Source organism: Streptomyces sp. V4I8 (assembly GCF_041261225.1).
Lineage (GTDB): Bacteria > Actinomycetota > Actinomycetes > Streptomycetales > Streptomycetaceae > Streptomyces.
Genome location: NZ_JBGCCN010000001.1, coordinates 4,588,943 through 4,606,325, shown reverse-complemented (window position 1 = coordinate 4,606,325; position 17,383 = coordinate 4,588,943). Strand labels below are relative to the sequence as shown.

Annotated in this window: 12 protein-coding genes; 9 read left to right on the top strand and 3 right to left on the bottom strand. The window is 72.2% G+C overall.

Translation table 11 applies throughout. The annotated features are described in order from the left end of the window. Positions 1-23: 23 nt before the first annotated feature. The 7 genes from ABIE67_RS20660 (at position 24) to ABIE67_RS20630 (ending at position 5,981) form a co-directional block, all read left to right on the top strand. Positions 24-317: a Dabb family protein gene (locus tag ABIE67_RS20660; protein WP_370259387.1), complete on the top strand. Its 294-nt coding sequence runs from the start codon at positions 24-26 to the stop codon at positions 315-317. A gap of 40 nt (positions 318-357) precedes the next feature. Further along, positions 358-774, top strand: a complete 417-nt coding sequence (locus ABIE67_RS20655) for a DUF2000 domain-containing protein (RefSeq protein ID WP_370259383.1) — start codon at positions 358-360, stop codon at positions 772-774. Positions 775-795: 21 nt separating this feature from the next. Beyond that, the gene (locus ABIE67_RS20650; RefSeq protein WP_370259379.1) at positions 796-2,220 is read left to right on the top strand and encodes a phenylacetate--CoA ligase family protein; all 1,425 of its coding nucleotides are present in this window, start codon (positions 796-798) and stop codon (positions 2,218-2,220) included. Then, positions 2,217-3,194: a branched-chain amino acid transaminase gene (locus tag ABIE67_RS20645; RefSeq protein ID WP_370259378.1), complete on the top strand. Its 978-nt coding sequence runs from the start codon at positions 2,217-2,219 to the stop codon at positions 3,192-3,194. Before ABIE67_RS20650 ends, ABIE67_RS20645 begins: the two co-directional genes overlap by 4 nt. A 22-nt stretch (positions 3,195-3,216) precedes the next feature. Continuing rightward, positions 3,217-3,810, top strand: coding sequence for a prephenate dehydratase domain-containing protein (locus ABIE67_RS20640; protein ID WP_370259375.1), 594 nt, complete (start codon positions 3,217-3,219; stop codon positions 3,808-3,810). Positions 3,811-3,834: 24 nt separating this feature from the next. Further along, positions 3,835-4,821, top strand: coding sequence for an ornithine cyclodeaminase family protein (locus ABIE67_RS20635; RefSeq protein ID WP_370259373.1), 987 nt, complete (start codon positions 3,835-3,837; stop codon positions 4,819-4,821). Between the two features lie 83 nt (positions 4,822-4,904). Then, a complete protein-coding gene (locus ABIE67_RS20630; protein WP_370259371.1) occupies positions 4,905-5,981 on the top strand; it encodes a histidinol-phosphate transaminase in 1,077 nt (358 codons plus the stop codon). Here ABIE67_RS20630 and ABIE67_RS20625 read toward each other — a convergent pair. Beyond that, positions 5,965-6,417: an Lrp/AsnC family transcriptional regulator gene (locus ABIE67_RS20625; RefSeq protein WP_370259369.1), complete on the bottom strand. Its 453-nt coding sequence runs from the start codon at positions 6,415-6,417 to the stop codon at positions 5,965-5,967. The two genes, ABIE67_RS20630 and ABIE67_RS20625, sit on opposite strands and share 17 nt — an antisense overlap. A 158-nt stretch (positions 6,418-6,575) precedes the next feature. Between ABIE67_RS20625 and ABIE67_RS20620 the strand changes: the two genes are divergently transcribed. Next, entirely contained in the window at positions 6,576-7,529 is a 954-nt protein-coding gene (locus tag ABIE67_RS20620; RefSeq protein WP_370259367.1) for a DMT family transporter, read from the top strand. Between the two features lie 88 nt (positions 7,530-7,617). Then, positions 7,618-8,391, top strand: a complete 774-nt coding sequence (locus tag ABIE67_RS20615; RefSeq protein ID WP_370259365.1) for a BTAD domain-containing putative transcriptional regulator — start codon at positions 7,618-7,620, stop codon at positions 8,389-8,391. Between the two features lie 17 nt (positions 8,392-8,408). Here ABIE67_RS20615 and ABIE67_RS20610 read toward each other — a convergent pair whose 3' ends face one another. Together ABIE67_RS20610 and ABIE67_RS20605 are read right to left on the bottom strand one after the other, a co-directional pair. Beyond that, positions 8,409-16,739: a type I polyketide synthase gene (locus ABIE67_RS20610; protein ID WP_370259363.1), complete on the bottom strand. Its 8,331-nt coding sequence runs from the start codon at positions 16,737-16,739 to the stop codon at positions 8,409-8,411. Next, the gene (locus ABIE67_RS20605; RefSeq protein WP_370259362.1) at positions 16,736-17,338 is read right to left on the bottom strand and encodes an FcoT family thioesterase; all 603 of its coding nucleotides are present in this window, start codon (positions 17,336-17,338) and stop codon (positions 16,736-16,738) included. The genes ABIE67_RS20610 and ABIE67_RS20605 overlap by 4 nt, the downstream gene beginning before the upstream one ends. Between the last annotated feature and the right edge of the window lie 45 nt (positions 17,339-17,383).

Sequence of the window (17,383 nt, the reverse complement as noted above, 5' to 3'; positions counted from 1 at the left end):
ATATCTGTCCCCGGAGGACGAACATGATCCGTCACATCGTGCTTTTCAAGTTCAAGCCCGGAATTTCCTGGGACGACCCCAGGGCGCAGGAAGCGGAGCGGGTCGCGGCCAAGGTGGGCGGCGAGGTTCCGGAACTCCATGAATGGAAGTACGGCCGCAACATATCCGGCCGCCCCATCGCGCACGACTTCGCGGTGATCGGCCTCATGGACGACGAGGAAGCACTGGAGCGGTATCTGGTGCACCCGTTCCACCAGGAAGCCATCCGGCTCTGGCGGGAGATCAGCGACTGGGTTATCGCCGATCTCGAAGAGTAATGAACATTTGCAAGAGAGAACTTCTGGTAGGGGTTGAGTAGTGAGCGCTGAGTACGAGAAGTGTGCCTTCGTCATCGACAAGGACCTCGCTCCCGGGCTTGCCATGAACACGGTGGCGGCACTGTCGATGTCCGTCGGACGCTATGTGGAGGGGATCATCGGCGACTCCGTCAAGGACGCCGACGGTCAGGCACACTCCGGCATCACGGCGATTCCGCTGCCCGTTCTGAAGGGCGAGGCGACGGACCTGCGGGACATCGCGCTGAAGGCGGCCGGCCTGCCCGACGTCTTCGTGGTCGACTTCACGGCGGTCGCGCAGTCGTCGCGGAGCTACGACGAGTACACCCGCCGGACGTCCGAACTGCCCACTGCCGAACTGCCCTACATCGGAGTCGCCGTCTGCGGCAGCAGGAGCGCCGTGAACAAGCTCACCGGCAGCCTGCCGCTGTACCGCTGACGCGACGGACACGAGGGAAACATGTTCACCGTCTTCAACGAAGAACTCGCCAAGACCGCACGAGAGATACGCGACCGCCATCAGGCGTTCTCCGCCGGCGAATGGACCGACGCCGCCCTGGCCGACCACCAACTCCAGGAGTTCCGCCGCACGGTGGCGTACGTGAAGGAGAAGTCGCCCTTCTACGCACGGCACCTGGCCTCGGTGGATCCCGGCTCCATCACCTCGCTGACCCCCGGGGACCTCGCCGCCGTACCGTTCACCACCAAGGACGACCTGCGGCGCGAGTTCGAGAACGTGCTCTCGCTCCCGCTGTCCAAGGCCTGGATCTTCTACGAGACCACTGGTACCACCGGGCGCAGCACGCCGTGCCCGCGGAACAACATCGACTCGCTGCACAACAACACCGCGCTGACGGTGTACTACGACACGGTCTTCCGGCAGTTCGGCGACGAGCAGGTGATCGGCGTCTCGGGGCCGACCGAACTGCATGCCTTCGGGGACACCTTCGGTGACGTCTGCCGCAACCTGGGGCACGCGGTCGCCAAGATGTGGCCCCACTCCCCGATGGTCGGATACGACCGCGCGCTGGAGACCCTGCGGGTCCTTCCGGCCACCGGCCTGTTCAGCACACCGGGGATGGCGCTGTCCCTGGCGAAGAAGGCGTACGCGGCCGGCCTGCACCCGCGGCGGGACTTCCACCTCGACGTCCTGATGTGCACGGGCGAACTCGCCTCTCCCAGCCTCCTCGAGAACATCGGCGACGTGTGGGGCGCCAAGGTCTACAACGCCCTCTACGCGTCACAGGAGGCCTCCGTGATGGGCGCGTCCGGTGCCGACGGCGCTCTGTACACGGCCCCGCTGCTCAACCTGTACGAGGTGATCGACCCGGACACCGCACGCGCGGTCGAGCCGGGACCGGACGGCGTGCGCACCGGCGAACTCGTCGTCACCTCGCTCTACCAGGGCAGCAAGCCCCTGGTGCGCTACCGCACGGGGGACCTGGTCCGGCTGGGTCCCGCTCGCGCGGACCGCACCCTGCCCGCGCCGACCCTGGAGGTGCTCGGCAGGACCCGCGACAGCCTGTCGATCGGCGGCAACCTGATCAGCGGCTACGACCTGGAGGAACTGCTGCTGGCCCAGCCCCGGGGCTACCTCGACTACCAGATCGTCATCGACGCGGTGGACGGCCGGGACGAGCTGACCCTCCACCTCGAAACGCCCCCCGACGGCGAGGGCGTACGCATCGACGAGGCGGCGATCGCCGCAGCCGTTCGCGAGCGGCTCGACGTCCCGGTCAGGTTCGCGTACGGCCCCCTCGGCGGTGTCACCACGACCGGCGCCATGGTCAGCTGGAAGGCCGCCAGGGTGGAGGACCGGCGCCGTTCCGCCCCGGACGAGGAGCGCGCCGCCGCGCTCGCCGTGGCCGGCGGGAGGGCCCAGTGACCAGCGCCGTGGCAGCGGCCACGGGCAAGGCGGTACCCGCCCTCGCGGCCCTGGCCTACCACGACGGGGAGTTCGTACCGCTGGAGCAGGCACAGGTGCCCGTCACCACCCAGGCGCTCCAGTACGGCACGGGCGTCTTCGAGGGAATCCGCGCCTACGTCCAGGAGGACGGCGGCCTGGCGGTCTTCCGCGGCCGCGACCACTATCTGCGCTTCCTCCGGAGTTCCCGGACCCTGCGCATCGAGGTGGGGCTGGACGCGGAACAGCTGTGCGGGCTGACGGCCGAACTGCTGCGCCGGATCGGCTCCACCACCGACATGTACATCCGCCCGCTCGCGTACAAGCGCTCGCTGCTGCCCGGGACACCGCCCGGCGTCCAGCTCACGGGAGTCTCGGACGCCCTGTCGGTCAACGCGTTCCGGATGGGCTCGTACACCGACCGCGGCGGGATCCGCGTCGCGATCAGCTCGTGGCGCAGGCCGGAGTCCGGCGTGCTCCCGGTCCGCGCGAAGGTCACCGGCGGCTATGTCAACAACGCGCTGGCCGTGGACGAGGCGCGGGCCGCCGGGTACGACGACGCGATCCTGCTCAACAGCCGGGGCCAGGTGGCGGAGGCCAGTACGACCAACGTGTTCGCCGTCGTCCGGGGCCGGCTGGTCACGCCCCCGGTTACGGCCGATCTGCTCGAGGGCATCACGAGGGACACCGTGGTCACCCTGGCGGCCGAACTGCTGGACGTCGAGACCGCGTTCCACGACCTCGGCCGTGAGGATCTGTGCGGTGCCGACGAGGTGTTCCTCACCGGCACGGGGGCGGAGATCGTGCCGGTGACCGAAATCGGCGGCCGCCCCGTCGGGGACGGCGCTCCCGGACCGCTCACCACAGCGCTGACGACCGCCTACCACGAGGTCGTCCGCGGCAAGGACCAGCGATATCAGCACTGGCTCCAGGCCGTCGGCTCCGCCACGACCTGACCATCGGATTCTGGGGGAAATCATGATCCAGGCAGCAGGCTGGATAGACACCGCTCTGTCCTCGGGCCCGTCGATCGAGACCATCGGCACGCTCGGCCCGGCCGGTACCAGCAGCGAGCAGGCGGCTCTGTACCTCTGGGCGGACCACGGCAGCGGCGGCCCGCCTCAGATCCAGCTCCACAACACCTACGAGGAGGCCGGCCAGGCGCTGCGCGAGGGCGCCGTCAGCCATGTGGTGATCGCGAACGCGTACGCGTCTGTGCACAGCTTCTACATGGACCCGTCGCTGCGGTTCGCCGGCGCGTTCCTCTTCGACACCCCGGACTACGGCATCGCCGTCTCCCCGGGCCACCGCATCCCCGACGCGGCCCGTATCGCCACCCATCCGGCGCCGGTCGCGCTGGTCCAGGAACTCCTTCCGGGGCAGTACTCGGTGGCGGAGATCCGGTACGCCACCTCCACCAGCGCGGCAGCCGGCCAGGCGCGCCGCAGGGAGACCGACCTGGCCCTCACCACGCGGCCGGCTGCCAAGGCCCACGCGCTGGAGTTCATCTCCCGCACCCGGCCGATCCGCATGCTGTGGTCGGTCTTCACCCTCGCCGGTACGGACTCCTGAAGGAAAAAGGAAACAGGTACACCCATGCTCCTGATCGACCGAGCCACGGTGCGTGAGCTCTACCCGGTCGAACGCGCCCTGCCGGTGATGGCGCAAGCCATGCGCCGCTACAGCGGCGGCCAGGTGGAACTGCCGCTGCGGACCATCCTGCGGCCCGAGAAGGACACCGGTCTGCTGGGCACCATGCCCGGGTTCGTCGCCGGGGACGACCTGGCGGGGTACGGGCTGAAGGCCATGGTGCTCAAGCCCGAGAACCCTGCCCGCGGTCTCGATCTGCACATCGGTGTCGTCCTGGTCTTCCACCCGGAGACCGGCGCTCCGCTGGCGCTGATGGACGCGGGCGCGGTGACCGCCGTGCGCACGGCCGCCGTGTCCGCCGTCGCCACCGAGGCACTGGCGCGGCCGGACGCCGGGGATCTCGCCGTGCTCGGCTCCGGGGTGCAGGCCCGTAGCCACCTGGAGGCCATGAACCTGGTCAGGCCGCTGCGCCGGGTCCGGGTGTGGAGCCGTACCGTCGAGAACGCCGAGGCCTTCCGCACCTGGGCGGCCGCGGAGCTGGGCATCGAGGTGGAGACCATGGGCACCCCGGCGGCGGCGCTGGCCGGTGCCGACCTGGTCTGCACCACGACGGCGGCCAAGGAGCCCGTCGTCCAGGCCGAGGACCTCGCACCGGGAGTGCACGTCAACGCCGCCGGCGCGTCCTTCATCGACCACCGCGAACTGTCCTCCCGGGCCGTGGCGGACGCGTCCTTCTTCGTCGACAGCCGGGAGTCGGCTCTCTCCGAGTCCGGCGACCTGCGCGCGCCGCTGACCGAGGGCCTGGTCGGGCCCGACCACATCCGCGCCGAACTGGGCGAAGTGCTGCTCGGCACCCGTCCCGGCCGCCGCGAGGAGAGCGAGATCACCGTCTTCAAGTCACTCGGCCTCGGCGTCCAGGACATCATGTCCGGCTTCGCCGTCGCCGAGGAGGCCGCGGCCCGCGGACTGGGCCACACCTTCGAACTCGACTGAGCACCCCACCCGAGAAGCAGCACGAGCAGCACGAAAAACAGCACGAAAAACAGCACGAGAATCAGCAGAGGAGAGCGACCGGAGTGAGTTCGCACTCGCCTTCGCCGCGCGCCGTGCTCGACGGCATACCGGCCTACGTCCCCAAGCCGCCGCAACCGCCCGCCACGGGCACGTCGCACCGGCTCTTCCTCAACGAGAACCCCTATCCGCCGCTGCCCTCGGCCCTCGCGGCCATCTCCCGGGCCGCGGCGCGGACCAACCTCTACCCGGGCATCTTCCCCGACCAGTTGGCGGACGCCGTCGCCCGCAAGCTGGAGGTCCCCCTGTCGCACGTGCTGACCGGTCCGGGATCGGTCGGCATCTACCAGCAGATCGGCCAGGCCATGCTCTCGCCGGGCGACGAAGTGGTCTATGCCTGGCCCTCGTTCGAGGCCTTCCCGATCGTCGTGCGGATGGCCGGCGCCGTTCCGGTCGAGGTGCCGCTCACCGGCGAGACCCATGACCTGGAGGCGATGGCCGCGGCGATCAGACCCCGGACGGCCATGGTGCTGCTCTGCGAGCCCAACAACCCCACGGGCACCGCCGTCGGCGCCGCCGAGCTCAAGCGGTTCCTCGACCGGGTGCCGGGCCATGTCCTGGTGGTGCTGGACGAGGCCTACTTCGAGTTCTACCGGGCCCCGGACGCGCCGGACGGGGTGGAGCTGCACCGTGACCGGCCCAACCTGGTGGTGCTGCGGACCTTTTCGAAGGCCTACGGCCTGGCCGGACTGCGCGTCGGCTACGGCGTGGCCCACCCCGAGATCGCCGAGGCCCTGCGCAAGTGCGCCGTGCCGTGCGGAGTGAGCCGGATCGCGGAGCAGGCGGCCCTGGCCGCGCTGAACGCGGAGGACGAACTCCTCGAACAGGTGGGCAGGATCACCGCCGAGCGGGAGCGGTTGCGCGAGGCCCTCGGCGCACAGGGCCGGCGCGTCCCGCCGAGCGCGACCAACTTCCTCTGGCTGCCGCTCGGCAAGGACTCCAGCACGGTCGCCGCCGCACTCGAGCAGCGCGGGCTGCTGGTCCGCGACTTCCCCGGGACCGGGCTGCGGATCACCGTCGGCAGCCCGGAGGCCAACGATTTGCTGATCGCGACCCTCGGGGGCCTCACACCGGCTCGATGACGGTCTTCCGCAGGTGCCCGTAGATCACCGAGGTCCGTACGTCCGCGAGCTCCTGTCGCTCCGTCAGCTTGTCCAGGACGACCGAATGCAGATGGTCGGCGTCGCGAACCGCCACATGGAGGAGGAAGTCGTCGGTGCCCGTCAGCACGAAGACCGCGATCACCTCGGGCATCCGCGCCACGAAGGCCTGGAACTGCTCGATGACGGCACGCGTCGGCGGCCGCACCCGCACGGCGATGATCGCCTGCAGCCCCCGGCCGAGCGAGGCGAGGTCGACCTCGGCGTGGAATCCGAGCAGCGCACCGCGTTCACGCAGGGAGCGCACCCGCTCCAGGCAGGTGGACGGGGCGATCCCCAGCTCCTGCGCCAGGTCCCGGTTGGTGCGCCGACCGTCTTGTTGCAGAAGCCGCAGCAATGCCGAATCTAGTTCGTCCATATTCCTTCGCACTCCCCGGACGCCGAATTATATTCGGCCAGCGTGCCATACCTCCGGACCCATTGCTACCATCCCCGCAATTATTCCGTTCATGATTCGCCTCTCCACGATGCGGTCAGGGCGGAGTCGGGGAGTTCGGACGGGAAGGGGCATCAGAGGTGGACGAGCGCAGGACCAGGATCCTGGCGATCTGTTCCGTCGTGGCGGCCGCGTTGTTCTGGAGCAGCTCGTACGCGGTGACCAAGGAGGTGCTGGCGGACGTCGGGCCGCTGACCATCGGGGCCATCCGCTTCACGATCGCCGCCGTACTGCTCGGGCTCATGGTGCGCATGCGCCGCAACCCGGTCGCCCGGCCGGATGCCCGCCAGCGGCGGATGATCTACCTGAGCGGCCTGCTCGGCATCACGGTGTACTTCGTGCTGGAGAACATCGGCGTCGAGCTGTCGACCGCCTCCGACGCCTCCCTGATCGTGGCCTCCTACCCGCTGATGACCATGCTCCTGGAGCTGGTGGTCTTCCGGACCAGGATGCCGCTGCTCCGGGTCGGCGGCGTGCTGCTCGCCACGGTGGGCGCCTTCCTGGTCGTGCGCAACGGCGCGGAGGTCGGTGGCGGCGACCGCTGGTTCGGAGACGTACTGCTGCTGCTCGGCGGCCTGGTGTGGGCCGGGTACAACGTGCTGGGCAAGTCCGCGGGCCGCGGCCAGGACGCGTTGAACCTCACCTACTACCAGACCGTGGCGGGCGCCGCCGGCTTCCTGCTCGCCTCGCTCCTGGAGATCGGGGAGTGGCGGATGCCGGACACCACGGCCTCGGTGCTGCTCGCCTATCTGGCCGTGGCGTGCTCCGTCGGCGGCTTCCTGCTCTACAACTACGGCCTGCGCCGGATGACATCGAGCGTCGCGGTCAACATCCTCAACCTGGTGCCGGTGTTCGGTGTGCTCGGTGCCGTGGTGATCAACGGAGAGACGGTCCGGCTCCCGCAGGTCTTCGGCGGCCTGATCATCATCGCCGGTGTGGCGCTCGGGCTGGTCGAGCGCCGAACGGTCGAGCGCCGAACGGTCGTGGAGCAAGCCTCAGTTCCCGAGCCGGCCCCGGTCGGCGAGCGCGCCTGAAGGAGTTCGTCCTCAGGGCGCCCCAGCCCGGAAGGACGACCATGCTTCACCAGAACCCACCCCGCTCCGCGCAGTGGAAGGGGACCTCATGAGATACGAACTCCTGGGCTCCCTCCGGGTGGTCACCGAGGACGGCAGTCGCTTCATCACCGCCCGCAAGACGGCCACGCTGCTGGCGACCCTGCTGGTCCGGGCGGATCAGATCGTCCCCCGGGAACTGCTGATCACGGAGCTCTGGGGCAGCAGTCCGCCCCGCCGTGCCGATGCCGCCCTGCATGTGTACATCTCCCAGCTGCGCAAGTTCCTCAGCCGGCCGGGCGAACGGGACAGCCCGATCGCCACGAGACCGCCCGGCTATCTGCTGCGGACCGACGGCGACGAGCTGGACGTCCGTGAGTTCCAGCGGCTGGTCGAGACCGGCCGTGCCCACGCGCACGCCGGCCGCCACGACCAGGCGGCCGCCGCTCTGGAGCAGGCGCTGGCCGTGTGGCGGGGCCCCGTCCCGGACGATCTGAGGGACGGCCCCGTCGTCGCCGACTTCGCCACCTGGATCGAGGAACTGTACCTGGAGTGCGCCGAGTTGCTGGTGACCTCGCACCTCGCTCTCGGCCGCCATCACGAACCCGTCGCGCGACTGCGGACGCTGATCAGCCGGCATCCCCTGCACGAGGTCCTCTATCGGCACCTGATGCTGGCGCTGTACCGCGGCGGCCGCCGGGGCGAGGCCCTCGCCGTCTACGCGATGGCCCAGGAGACCCTCAGCGCGGAGCTCGGCCTCGAACCCTGCGCCGCCCTCAGGGAGCTCCGGCACTCCATCCTGCTGGCCTCCGAGGGGCGCGAGAACCTGCTGTCCACGGCCTGAGCGGTGATCAGCGCGGTTCATCCTGTGGTCCCCACGAGTTCCTGGTGCAGGTGGGCGGCCAGGGCGCTCGCCGTCGGGTACTCGAAGGCGAGGGCCGCGGGCAGCCTGAGGCCGGTGGCGGCCGCCAGCCTGGTGTTCAGTTCCAGAACCGTCAGCGAGTCGAAACCCAGGTCCCAGAACTCCCGGTCCGCCTCGACTGCCTCCGGCGTACCGTGCCCGAGCACGGCCGCCAGGTGCGACCGGACCAGCTCCAGCATCTCCCGCTGCTGTTCGCGCGCCGTCAGGCCCGCGATCCGCTCCCGCAGAGCGTCCGCCGCGGCGGGGGCTCCCGTCGGCGTCGCGGAGTCCGGCCCGGCCGAAGCGGGCGTGGAGCGGGCCAGATCGAGCAGCGTGGGCGACAGGCCGGACGGCGAGCGCAGCGCCGCCTCGCTGAGGGCGACCGGGGCCAGTACGGCCTCGTCCCCGGCCAGCGCCGAGTCCAGCAGCGCCAGGGCCTGTTCGACGGAGAGCGGGGCGAGGCCGGATCGTTCCATCCGCTTCAGATCGGCCGGGGTGAGCCGCGAGGCCAGACCGTCACCGTGCCCCCACAGTCCCCAGGCCAGGGAAACCGCCGGCAGGCCGTCGGCGCGGCGCCGGTGCGCCAGGGCGTCCAGAAAGGCGTTCGCCGCCGCGTAGTTGGCCTGCCCGGCGCCGCCGAGCACACCGATCACCGACGAGAACAGTACGAACTCCACCGGCCCGAGACCGCGGGTCGCCCGGTCCAGCTGGAACGCGGCGTCCACCTTGGGCCGCAGTACCCGGTCCAACTCGCGCGGGGTCAGCCCCGTAACCGCTCCGTCCGCCACCACACCGGCGGTGTGCACCACGGCGGTCAGCGGATGCGCGACGGGAACGGCGGCCAGCACGCGCTCCAGCGCCGCACGGTCGGCGGCGTCGCACGCCACCACCGTGACCTCGGCGCCCAGCGCGGTCAGTTCGGCGACGAGGCCCGCGGCCGAGGGCGCGTCGGGACCCCGGCGGCTGAGCAGCAGCAGATGCCGCACACCGTGCCTGCGCACCAGATCACCGGCGATCAGCCCGCCGAGCGACCCGGTGCCCCCGGTGACCAGCACGGTGCCCTCCGGGTCCCAGCGGCGCGCGGTCCTCGGCAGCGGCACGGCGGACGGCACCCTGGCCAGCCGTGGCCGCAGCAGCACGCCGCCGCGCACCGGCAGCTGCGCCTCACCGGACGCGGCCCCCGACGGCAGGACCGGACGGGACTTGTCCTCCTCGTCCAGGTCCATCAGCACGAACCGGCCCGGATGCTCCGACTGGGCGCTGCGGACCATGCCCCACACTGAGGCACCCGCGAGGTCGGACACCGACTCGCCCGGCCCGGCGGGGACGGCGCCCCGGGTCACGAACACCAGCCGGCAGCCGGCCAGCCGGTCGTCGGCCAGCCACTCCTGGAGGAGGACCAGCGCCCGCTGGGTCGCGGACCGCACCGCCCCGGGCGGCTGCTGCCCCTCCTCGGTGGCGCACGCCACCAGCACGGTGTCGGGGACCGGCCGGCCCGAGCGCAGCGCGGCGTCGAAGGAGCGCAGCGACCGGTACGTCTCGACCTCGTGGCCGACGCCGGAGGTCGCCTCGGCGAGCCCGAGACTGTCGACACCCAGCACCGCCCACCGGCCCGGCCCCACTTCCTCGACGGGCTCCGGCAGCGGATTCCAGTCGAGCCGCAGCAACAGGTTGCGCTGCCGGGCAGCGCCCGTGTCGAGCCGGTCGGCGGACACCGGGCGCAGCACCAGGGAATCGACCGTGGCGACCGGCCTCCCCTCGCCGTCCATGAGGTCCAGCGACACAGCGCCGCTGCCGCTCGGCCGCACCCGCACCCGCAGCGCCGTCGCCCCGACGGCATGCAGCCGCACCCCCCGCCAGGCGAACGGCAGGGGGGTGCCGGTCTCCTGGTCCGGCAGGCTCAGCAACGCCGCGTGCAGGGCCGCGTCGAACAGCGCGGGATGCAGACCGTAGGCGGTTGCCTGGGCGGCGGTCTCCTCGTCCAGGGCGACGTCGGCCCAGAGCTCGTCCCCGTGGGTCCAGGCGTTGCGCAGTGCCTGGAAGACCGTGCCGTACCGGAAGCCGCGCCGGGCGAATCCCTCGTAGAGGCCGTTGACCTCCACGGGCCGCGCCCCGGCTGGCAGCCGGGCGGGGGGCTGCTCCGGCGGGCTCTGCCCGGGTCCGCTCAGCCGGCCGGTGGCATGGCGGGTCCAGAGCCCGAGGTCGTCCTCGCCGCGCGCGTGCACGGCGATCCGGCGCTCCCCGCTCTCGTCGGGGCCGCCCACCGAGAGCCGGACGAGCACCGCCCCCTGCTCGGGCAGCGTCAGCGGCGCCTCGAGGGTCAGCTCCGAGATCCCGTCGCAGCCGGTCCGCCGCGCGGCGTGCAGGGCCCACTCCACGAACGCCGTGCCCGGCAGCAGCACGGTGTCCAGCACCGCGTGGTCGGCTAGCCAGGGATGGGTCTGCGCCGAGAGCCGGGCGGTGAACACCAGCCCGTCGGTCTCCGGCAGTTCGACGGCCGCGCCCAGCAAGGGATGCCCCGCCGAGGCCGCCCCGACCGCCGTGACGTCCCCGTCCGCCCGCACGGCCCCGGGTTCGAGCCAGTAACGGCGCCGCTGGAAGGCGTAGGTGGGCAGGTCCGCCGACGGCCGTCGCCCGCCGAGGACCGCGGTCCAGTCCACCGCCACTCCGGCGGTGTGGAGCCGGGCCAGCGCCCCGGCCACGGAACGCTCCTCCGGCAGGTTGCTCCGCACCGCGGCCACCAGCACCGACCCGTCGTCCACGCAGTCCCGGCCCATCGCTGTCAGCACACCCCGCGGGCCCAGCTCCAGGAAGACCCGGACACCGTCGGCCGCGAGTTCGCGCATACCGTCGAGGAACCGCACAGGCTCGCGCACATGCCGTACCCAGTACTCGGCGGAGCAGATCTCCGCCTCCGTGACGGGCTTTCCGGTCAGCGTGGAGACGATGGGGACACGCGGTGGGGCGTACGACAGCCCTCGCGCGACCCTGCCGAACTCCTCCAGCATCGGCTCCATGTGCGGGGAGTGGAAGGCATGGCTGACCCGGAGCCGGTCGGCCCGGCGTCCCTCCGCCCGCCAGCGCGCGGTCAGCTCGGTGACGGCCTCCTCGTCGCCGGAGACGACCAGGGAGCGCGGCCCGTTGACGGCGGCGACGCCGAGAGCGGAGCCGAAGTCGGCCAGCACCCCGGCCACCTCCTGCTCCGTCGCCTCCAGCGTGGTCATCGCGCCGCCGGGCAGCGCCTGCATCAGACCGCCCCGGGCGGCCACGAGCGTGCAGGCGTCCTGAAGCGTCAGCACACCCGCGACATGGGCCGCGGCCAGCTCACCCACCGAGTGTCCGAGCAGCACCGAGGGGGAGGGGCCCAGCTGTTCGATCAGCCGGTACAGCGCCACCTGGTAGGCGAACAGGGCCGGCTGAGTGAAGCCCGTACGTTCGAGCAACCCCGCCTCGTACGAGCCCTCGGCCCCGAACAGCACGTCCCTGAGCGGCACTTCGAGATGCGGGGTCATGGCGTCGCAGACCTCGTCGAGGGCCTCGGCGAAGACGGGGAAGCGCTCGTGGAGCCGCCTTCCCATGCCGGGGCGCTGACTGCCCTGGCCGGTGAAGAGGAAGGCCACGCCGGCCTGGGCGGCGGCGGGCACGACGGTGCCCTGGACCAGGTCCGGCGCGGTACGGCCGGCCGCCAGCGCGGTGACCCCGCTCAACAGGGCGTCGGTGTCGGATCCGAGGACCACCGCGCGGTGCTCGAAGGCCGTCCGGCCGGTGGCCAGCGTATGGCCGACGGCCGCGGGGTCCGCCCCGGGGCGGTCGGCGAGACGGTCGCGCAGCCGGGCCGCCTGCTCCCGCAGCGCCTCGGGTGTCCTGGCGGAGAGCGGCCACAGGAGCGGCAGCCCGCTTCCGGCCGGCGCGGCCTCCTCGCGCCCGTCCTCGCCGGGGGGTGCCTCTTCTACGATCACATGGGCGTTGGTGCCGCTGATGCCGAAGGAGGAGACACCCGCCCTTCTGGGACGGTCGCCCGCGGGCCACGGCACGGAACCGGTCAGCAGCTCGACCGAGCCGGTGGACCAGTCCACGTGCGATGAGGGCTCGTCGGCGTGGAGGGTGCGCGGCATGACGCCGTGACGCATGGCCAGCACAGTCTTGATGACTCCCGCGACGCCCGCCGCCGCCTGTGTGTGGCCGATGTTCGACTTCAGCGAGCCCAGCCGCAACGGCCGTTCGCCGGGCCGGTCCCGGCCGTAGACCGCGAGCAGCGCATTGGCCTCGACCGGGTCTCCGAGCCGGGTCCCGGTACCGTGCGCCTCCACCAGATCGACCTCGGCCGGCGTCAGCCCCGCGTCGGCGAGCGCGGTCCGCAGCAGCCGCTCCTGCGCGGGGCCGTTGGGCGCGGTCAGGCCGTTGCTGGCGCCGTCCTGGTTGACGGCACTGCCGCGGACCACCGCCAGCACCGGGTGGCCGAGCCGGCGCGCCTCGGACAGCCGCTCCAGCAGCAGCAGCCCGACCCCCTCGCTCCATCCCGTACCGTCCGCGCCGGCCCCGAAGGCCTTGCAGCGGCCGTCCGGCGACAGGCCACGCTGCCTGCTGAACTCCAGGAACATGCCGGGCCCCGACATCACGGTCACCCCGCCGGCCATGGCCAGGGAGCAATCGCCGCCACGCAGCGCCTTCAGCGCCTGGTCGAGGGCGACGAGGGACGAGGAGCACGCGGTGTCCACGGTCACCGCGGGCCCTTCGAACCCGAAGGTGTAGGAGAGCCGCCCGGACAGCACACTGGGCGCGGCCCCGGTCAGGGCGTACCCCTGGGCCGCCGGCGGCGTCTCGTGCAGCCGTGGGACGTAGTCACCGGCCATGGCACCCACGAACACCCCGGTGTCACTGCCGCGCAGCGCCTCCGGGTCCAGTCCGGCCCGTTCCATCGCCTCCCACGCGGTCTCCAGGAGCAGCCGCTGCTGGGGGTCCATGGCGAGGGCCTCACGGGGGCTGATACCGAAGAACGCGGCGTCGAAACGGTCGGCGTCGAGGAGGAAGCCACCCCTCCGGCTGTACGTCCGCCCCGGGCGTCCGGGCTCCGGGTCGTACAGGGTGCCCAGGTCCCAGCCCCGGTTCCCGGGGAAGTCGCCGATCGCGTCGGCGCCGGACGCCACCAGCTCCCACAGCTCCTCGGGGGAGGTCACGCCGCCCGGGAAGCGGCAGGCCATGCCGATGATCGCGACCGGGTCGTGCTCCGGACCGGGGCGTTCCTCCCGACGGGGGGCCGGTCCGGGCCGGGTGTCGTGAGCCCGCTCCAGCAGGAAGCGGGCGGCGGCCTGAGGGGTGGGCCGGTCCAGGAGCAGGGTGGCGGGCAGCCTCAGGCCGGTCGCCGTCCGGAGCCGGTTGCGCAGGTCGAGCAGGGCGAGCGAGCCGAAGCCCAGGTCGCGGAAGGACAGCCGGGGGTCGACCGCGCCGGCATCGGGGTGGCCGAGGATCGCGGCGGCGTGCGTCCGTACGAGGGCCAGCGCCTCGCGTGCGTCCGCGGGGCCGGCGCGCCGGTCCTCGGCGGCAGGGGCGGGCTCCGCGGAAGGCCCCGGGACGGTGACCGGTGCCGGGGCTGCCGGAGCGGCCAGGGCCGCCAGGGTGGCCGACTCGTGCCAGTGCCGCTGACGCTGGAAGGCGTAACCGGGCAGCCGGACGCGCCGCGCGCCGGTGCCCTCGAAGGCGGGCGCCCAGTCGACGTCGACGCCGTGCACATGGGCCTCGGCCAGGGAGGTGAGGAAACGCTCGGGACCGCCTTCGCCGCGCCGCAGCGAGCCGATGACGACGACGTCGTCGAGCCCGGCCGCTTCCGCGCTCTCCTCCACGGACTGGGCGAGCACCGGGTGCGGGCCCATCTCGACGAAGACCCGGTGCCCCGTGTCCAGGAGCGTCCGGGTGGTCTCGGCGAAGCGGACGGTGCCGCGGAGATTGCGGTACCAGTAGTCCGCGTCGAGGCTCCCCGGATCGGTGCGCAGCCCGGTGACGGTGGAGTGCAACGCGGTCGTGGCGGTGCCCGGCCGCAGTCCCCGCAGCGCGGCCGTCAGCTCCTCCCGCAGAGGTTCCACGTGCGCGGAGTGCGAGGCGTAGTCCACCGGCAGCCTGCGGGCCCGTACGCCGTCCCGGTCGCAGGCCGCCAGGAGCCCGTCGAGCGCTTCGGGCGCACCGCTCACCACCGTGGACGAGGGGCCGTTGACGGCGGCCAGGGAGAGCCGGTCCGCCCAGGGGGCCAGGTACGGGACGAGTGCTTCGGCCGAGAGCCCCACCGCGGCCATCCCGCCGGTGCCCGCCAGCCGGGCGATCGCCTTGCTGCGCAGGGCCACGGCGCGGGCGGCGTCCTGCAAGGTCAGTGCCCCCGCGACGCAGGCGGCCGCGATCTCGCCCTGGGAGTGGCCCAGGACGGCGTCCGGTTCGACCCCGTGGGCGCGCCACAGGGCGGCGGTGGCGACCATCACCGCGAACAGCGCGGGTTGGACCACGTCGACCCGTTCCGGCGGAGGCGCTCCGGACGCCCCCCGCAGCACCTCCTCCAACGACCAGTCCACGTGGGGCCGCAGAGCCGTCTCGCACTCGGCGATCCGCTCCCGGAAGACCCGGGAGGAGTCCAGCATCTCCACGGCCATCCCGGCCCACTGGGCCCCTTGGCCGGGGAAGACGAACACGGTCTTCCCGGGGGCGGAGCCCCGGCCTTCGGCGGCGGTGACCGTACCGGCGCGCGGCTCGCCGTCGGCCAGCGCGCGCAGCCCCGCAAGGAGGGCGGGGCGGCCGGAGGCCACCACCGTGGCCCGGTGTTCCAGGTGGCGGCGGGCGGTCGCCAGGGTGAGGCCGACGTCCGCCGGTTCGGCCTGTGGGTCGCCGGAGAGTTGGTCGAGCAGCCGGCGGGCCTGCGCCCGCAGTGCCGCCTCGCTGCGGGCACTGACAGGCCAGGGCAGCGCGCCCGTCGCCGCGGCGGCGGGGGTCTTTGTGCGGGCGGAGGGCGCCGGGTATCCCGAGAGCACCACGTGACAGTTGGTGCCCCCGACGCCGAAGGCGCTGACCCCGGCCACCGGAGTGCGGTCGGGCCGGGGCCACGGCCCGTACTCCTGCCGTACCGTCAGTTTCAGCCGGTCCAGCGGAACGCGGTCGTCCGCGGACTCGAAGTTCAGCTGAGCCGGAAGGGCACCGTGCCGGATGCTCAGGGCGGTCTTGAGCAGCCCGACGATGCCCGCCGCGCCCTCCAGATGGCCGACGTTGGTCTTGGCGGAGCCCACCACCAGCGGCTGCCCGTCCGGTCTGTCCGCGGCGAACACCGCACCGAGGGCGGCGGCTTCGACCTGGTCGCCCACCCGGGTTCCGGTGCCGTGCGACTCGACGTACTGCACATCGGCGGGGGCGACCTCGGCCCGGCGCAGCGCACTGCGCAGCACCGCCTCCTGGCCTGCCCGGCTCGGGGTTGTCGGGCCGGTCCCGTCGCCGGTGCCGTCGTTGTTCACCGCGCTGCCGAGAATGGTGCAGTAGATGTCGTCACCGTCGGCCAGGGCGCGCGAGAGCGGCTTGAGAACGACCAGGCCGCCTCCTTCGCCGCGGACGAAGCCGTTGGCCCGTGCGTCGAAGGTGTAGCAGCGGCCGTCGGGGGAGAGCACGCCGAGCTGGGCGGCGTTGACCGAGGAGGCGGGGCTGAGGTTGAGGTGGACACCGCCCGCCAGGGCCACCTCCGACTCGCCGGAGCGCAGGCTCTCGCAGGCGAGGTGCACGGCCACCAGCGAGGAGCACTGGCCCGCGTCCACGGTCATGCTGGGTCCGCGCAGGTCGAGCGCGTACGAGACGCGGTTGGCGATGAGGCCCCGCTGCAGCCCGGTGAAGGTGTGCTCGGTCAGGGCCTCGGGCCCGGCGCGGTGCAGCAGCGCGGCGTAGTCGTCGGCGATCGCACCGACGAAGACCCCGGCCCTGGCCGTGCCCGGGCGCCCGGGCACGGCCCCGGCGTCCTCGAACGCCTCCCAGGCCAGCTCGAGCATCAACCGCTGCTGCGGGTCCATCGCGGCGGCTTCGCGGGGGGAGATCGAGAAGAACGCGGCGTCGAAGTCGGCGACCCGGTCCAGGAATCCGCCCCGGCGGGTGTTCATCCGGCCCGGGGTGCCGGGTTCCTCGGCGTAGTGGGCATCGGCGTCCCAGCGGTCCGCGGGGACCTCCGTCACACCGCTGCGGGCCTCACGCAGCAGCTGCCAGAAGGCCTGTGGGCCGGGCGCCTGCGGCAGACGGCAGGAGATGCCGATGACCGCGATCGAATCGTCCGTGCTCACTGCTGCACCTGCCCGTCGTGTACCGGTGGATCGGTGATCGCGATCCGGACCTCGCCTTGGCACGCTCCGCCGTATTCGTCCCAGTAGCGGCATTTGGTACGCAGCACCACGAGCGGATCCCGGATGTCGCTGCCGTCCCACTCCGCGATGTCGGCGAACTCGATCTCCCCGCGGAAGACACGGCCGCGCATCTCGTGCTTGAACGCACTGCGGAAGTCGGTGATCAGGAAGTTGGCCAGCTGGCGGGTCCAGTAGTCGTCCATCGTCCAGCCGGAGAAGGGCGCCACGAGCTTCTCCCGGACGGCCACCGCCACGGTGTAGTAGAGCATCTGGTTGTAACAGATATTGAACTCGACCGAGTTGAAGTGGCCGGTGTCGTCGATGTAGCACGACTCGGGAATCTCGAACTCGCAGGCGGCGGAGATCCGGGCGCCGCCCACCGGGTCCTGGGACACCGTCAGGGTGGCCGACTGCAGGTACTTGGTATGCGACCGGTACGGCCGCAGCACCTTGGCGAGCAGGTCCGGGTCGTTGGCGAGACGGATCCGGCTCTCTGCGGCCGACGCGGCCCGCGGCGGTTCGATCAGCGTTTCTGTCACGGCGTTCTCCAGGCAGATCCCGTGTTCCGAAGACGGCTCCGGCGA

Coding starts and splice junctions, on each gene's coding strand:
- ABIE67_RS20625 (WP_370259369.1), bottom strand. CDS start 6,417: ATGGACGAACTAGATTCGGCATTGCTGCGGCTTCTGCAACAAGACGGT.
- ABIE67_RS20615 (WP_370259365.1), top strand. CDS start 7,618: ATGAGATACGAACTCCTGGGCTCCCTCCGGGTGGTCACCGAGGACGGC.
- ABIE67_RS20635 (WP_370259373.1), top strand. CDS start 3,835: ATGCTCCTGATCGACCGAGCCACGGTGCGTGAGCTCTACCCGGTCGAA.
- ABIE67_RS20640 (WP_370259375.1), top strand. CDS start 3,217: ATGATCCAGGCAGCAGGCTGGATAGACACCGCTCTGTCCTCGGGCCCG.
- ABIE67_RS20660 (WP_370259387.1), top strand. CDS start 24: ATGATCCGTCACATCGTGCTTTTCAAGTTCAAGCCCGGAATTTCCTGG.
- ABIE67_RS20650 (WP_370259379.1), top strand. CDS start 796: ATGTTCACCGTCTTCAACGAAGAACTCGCCAAGACCGCACGAGAGATA.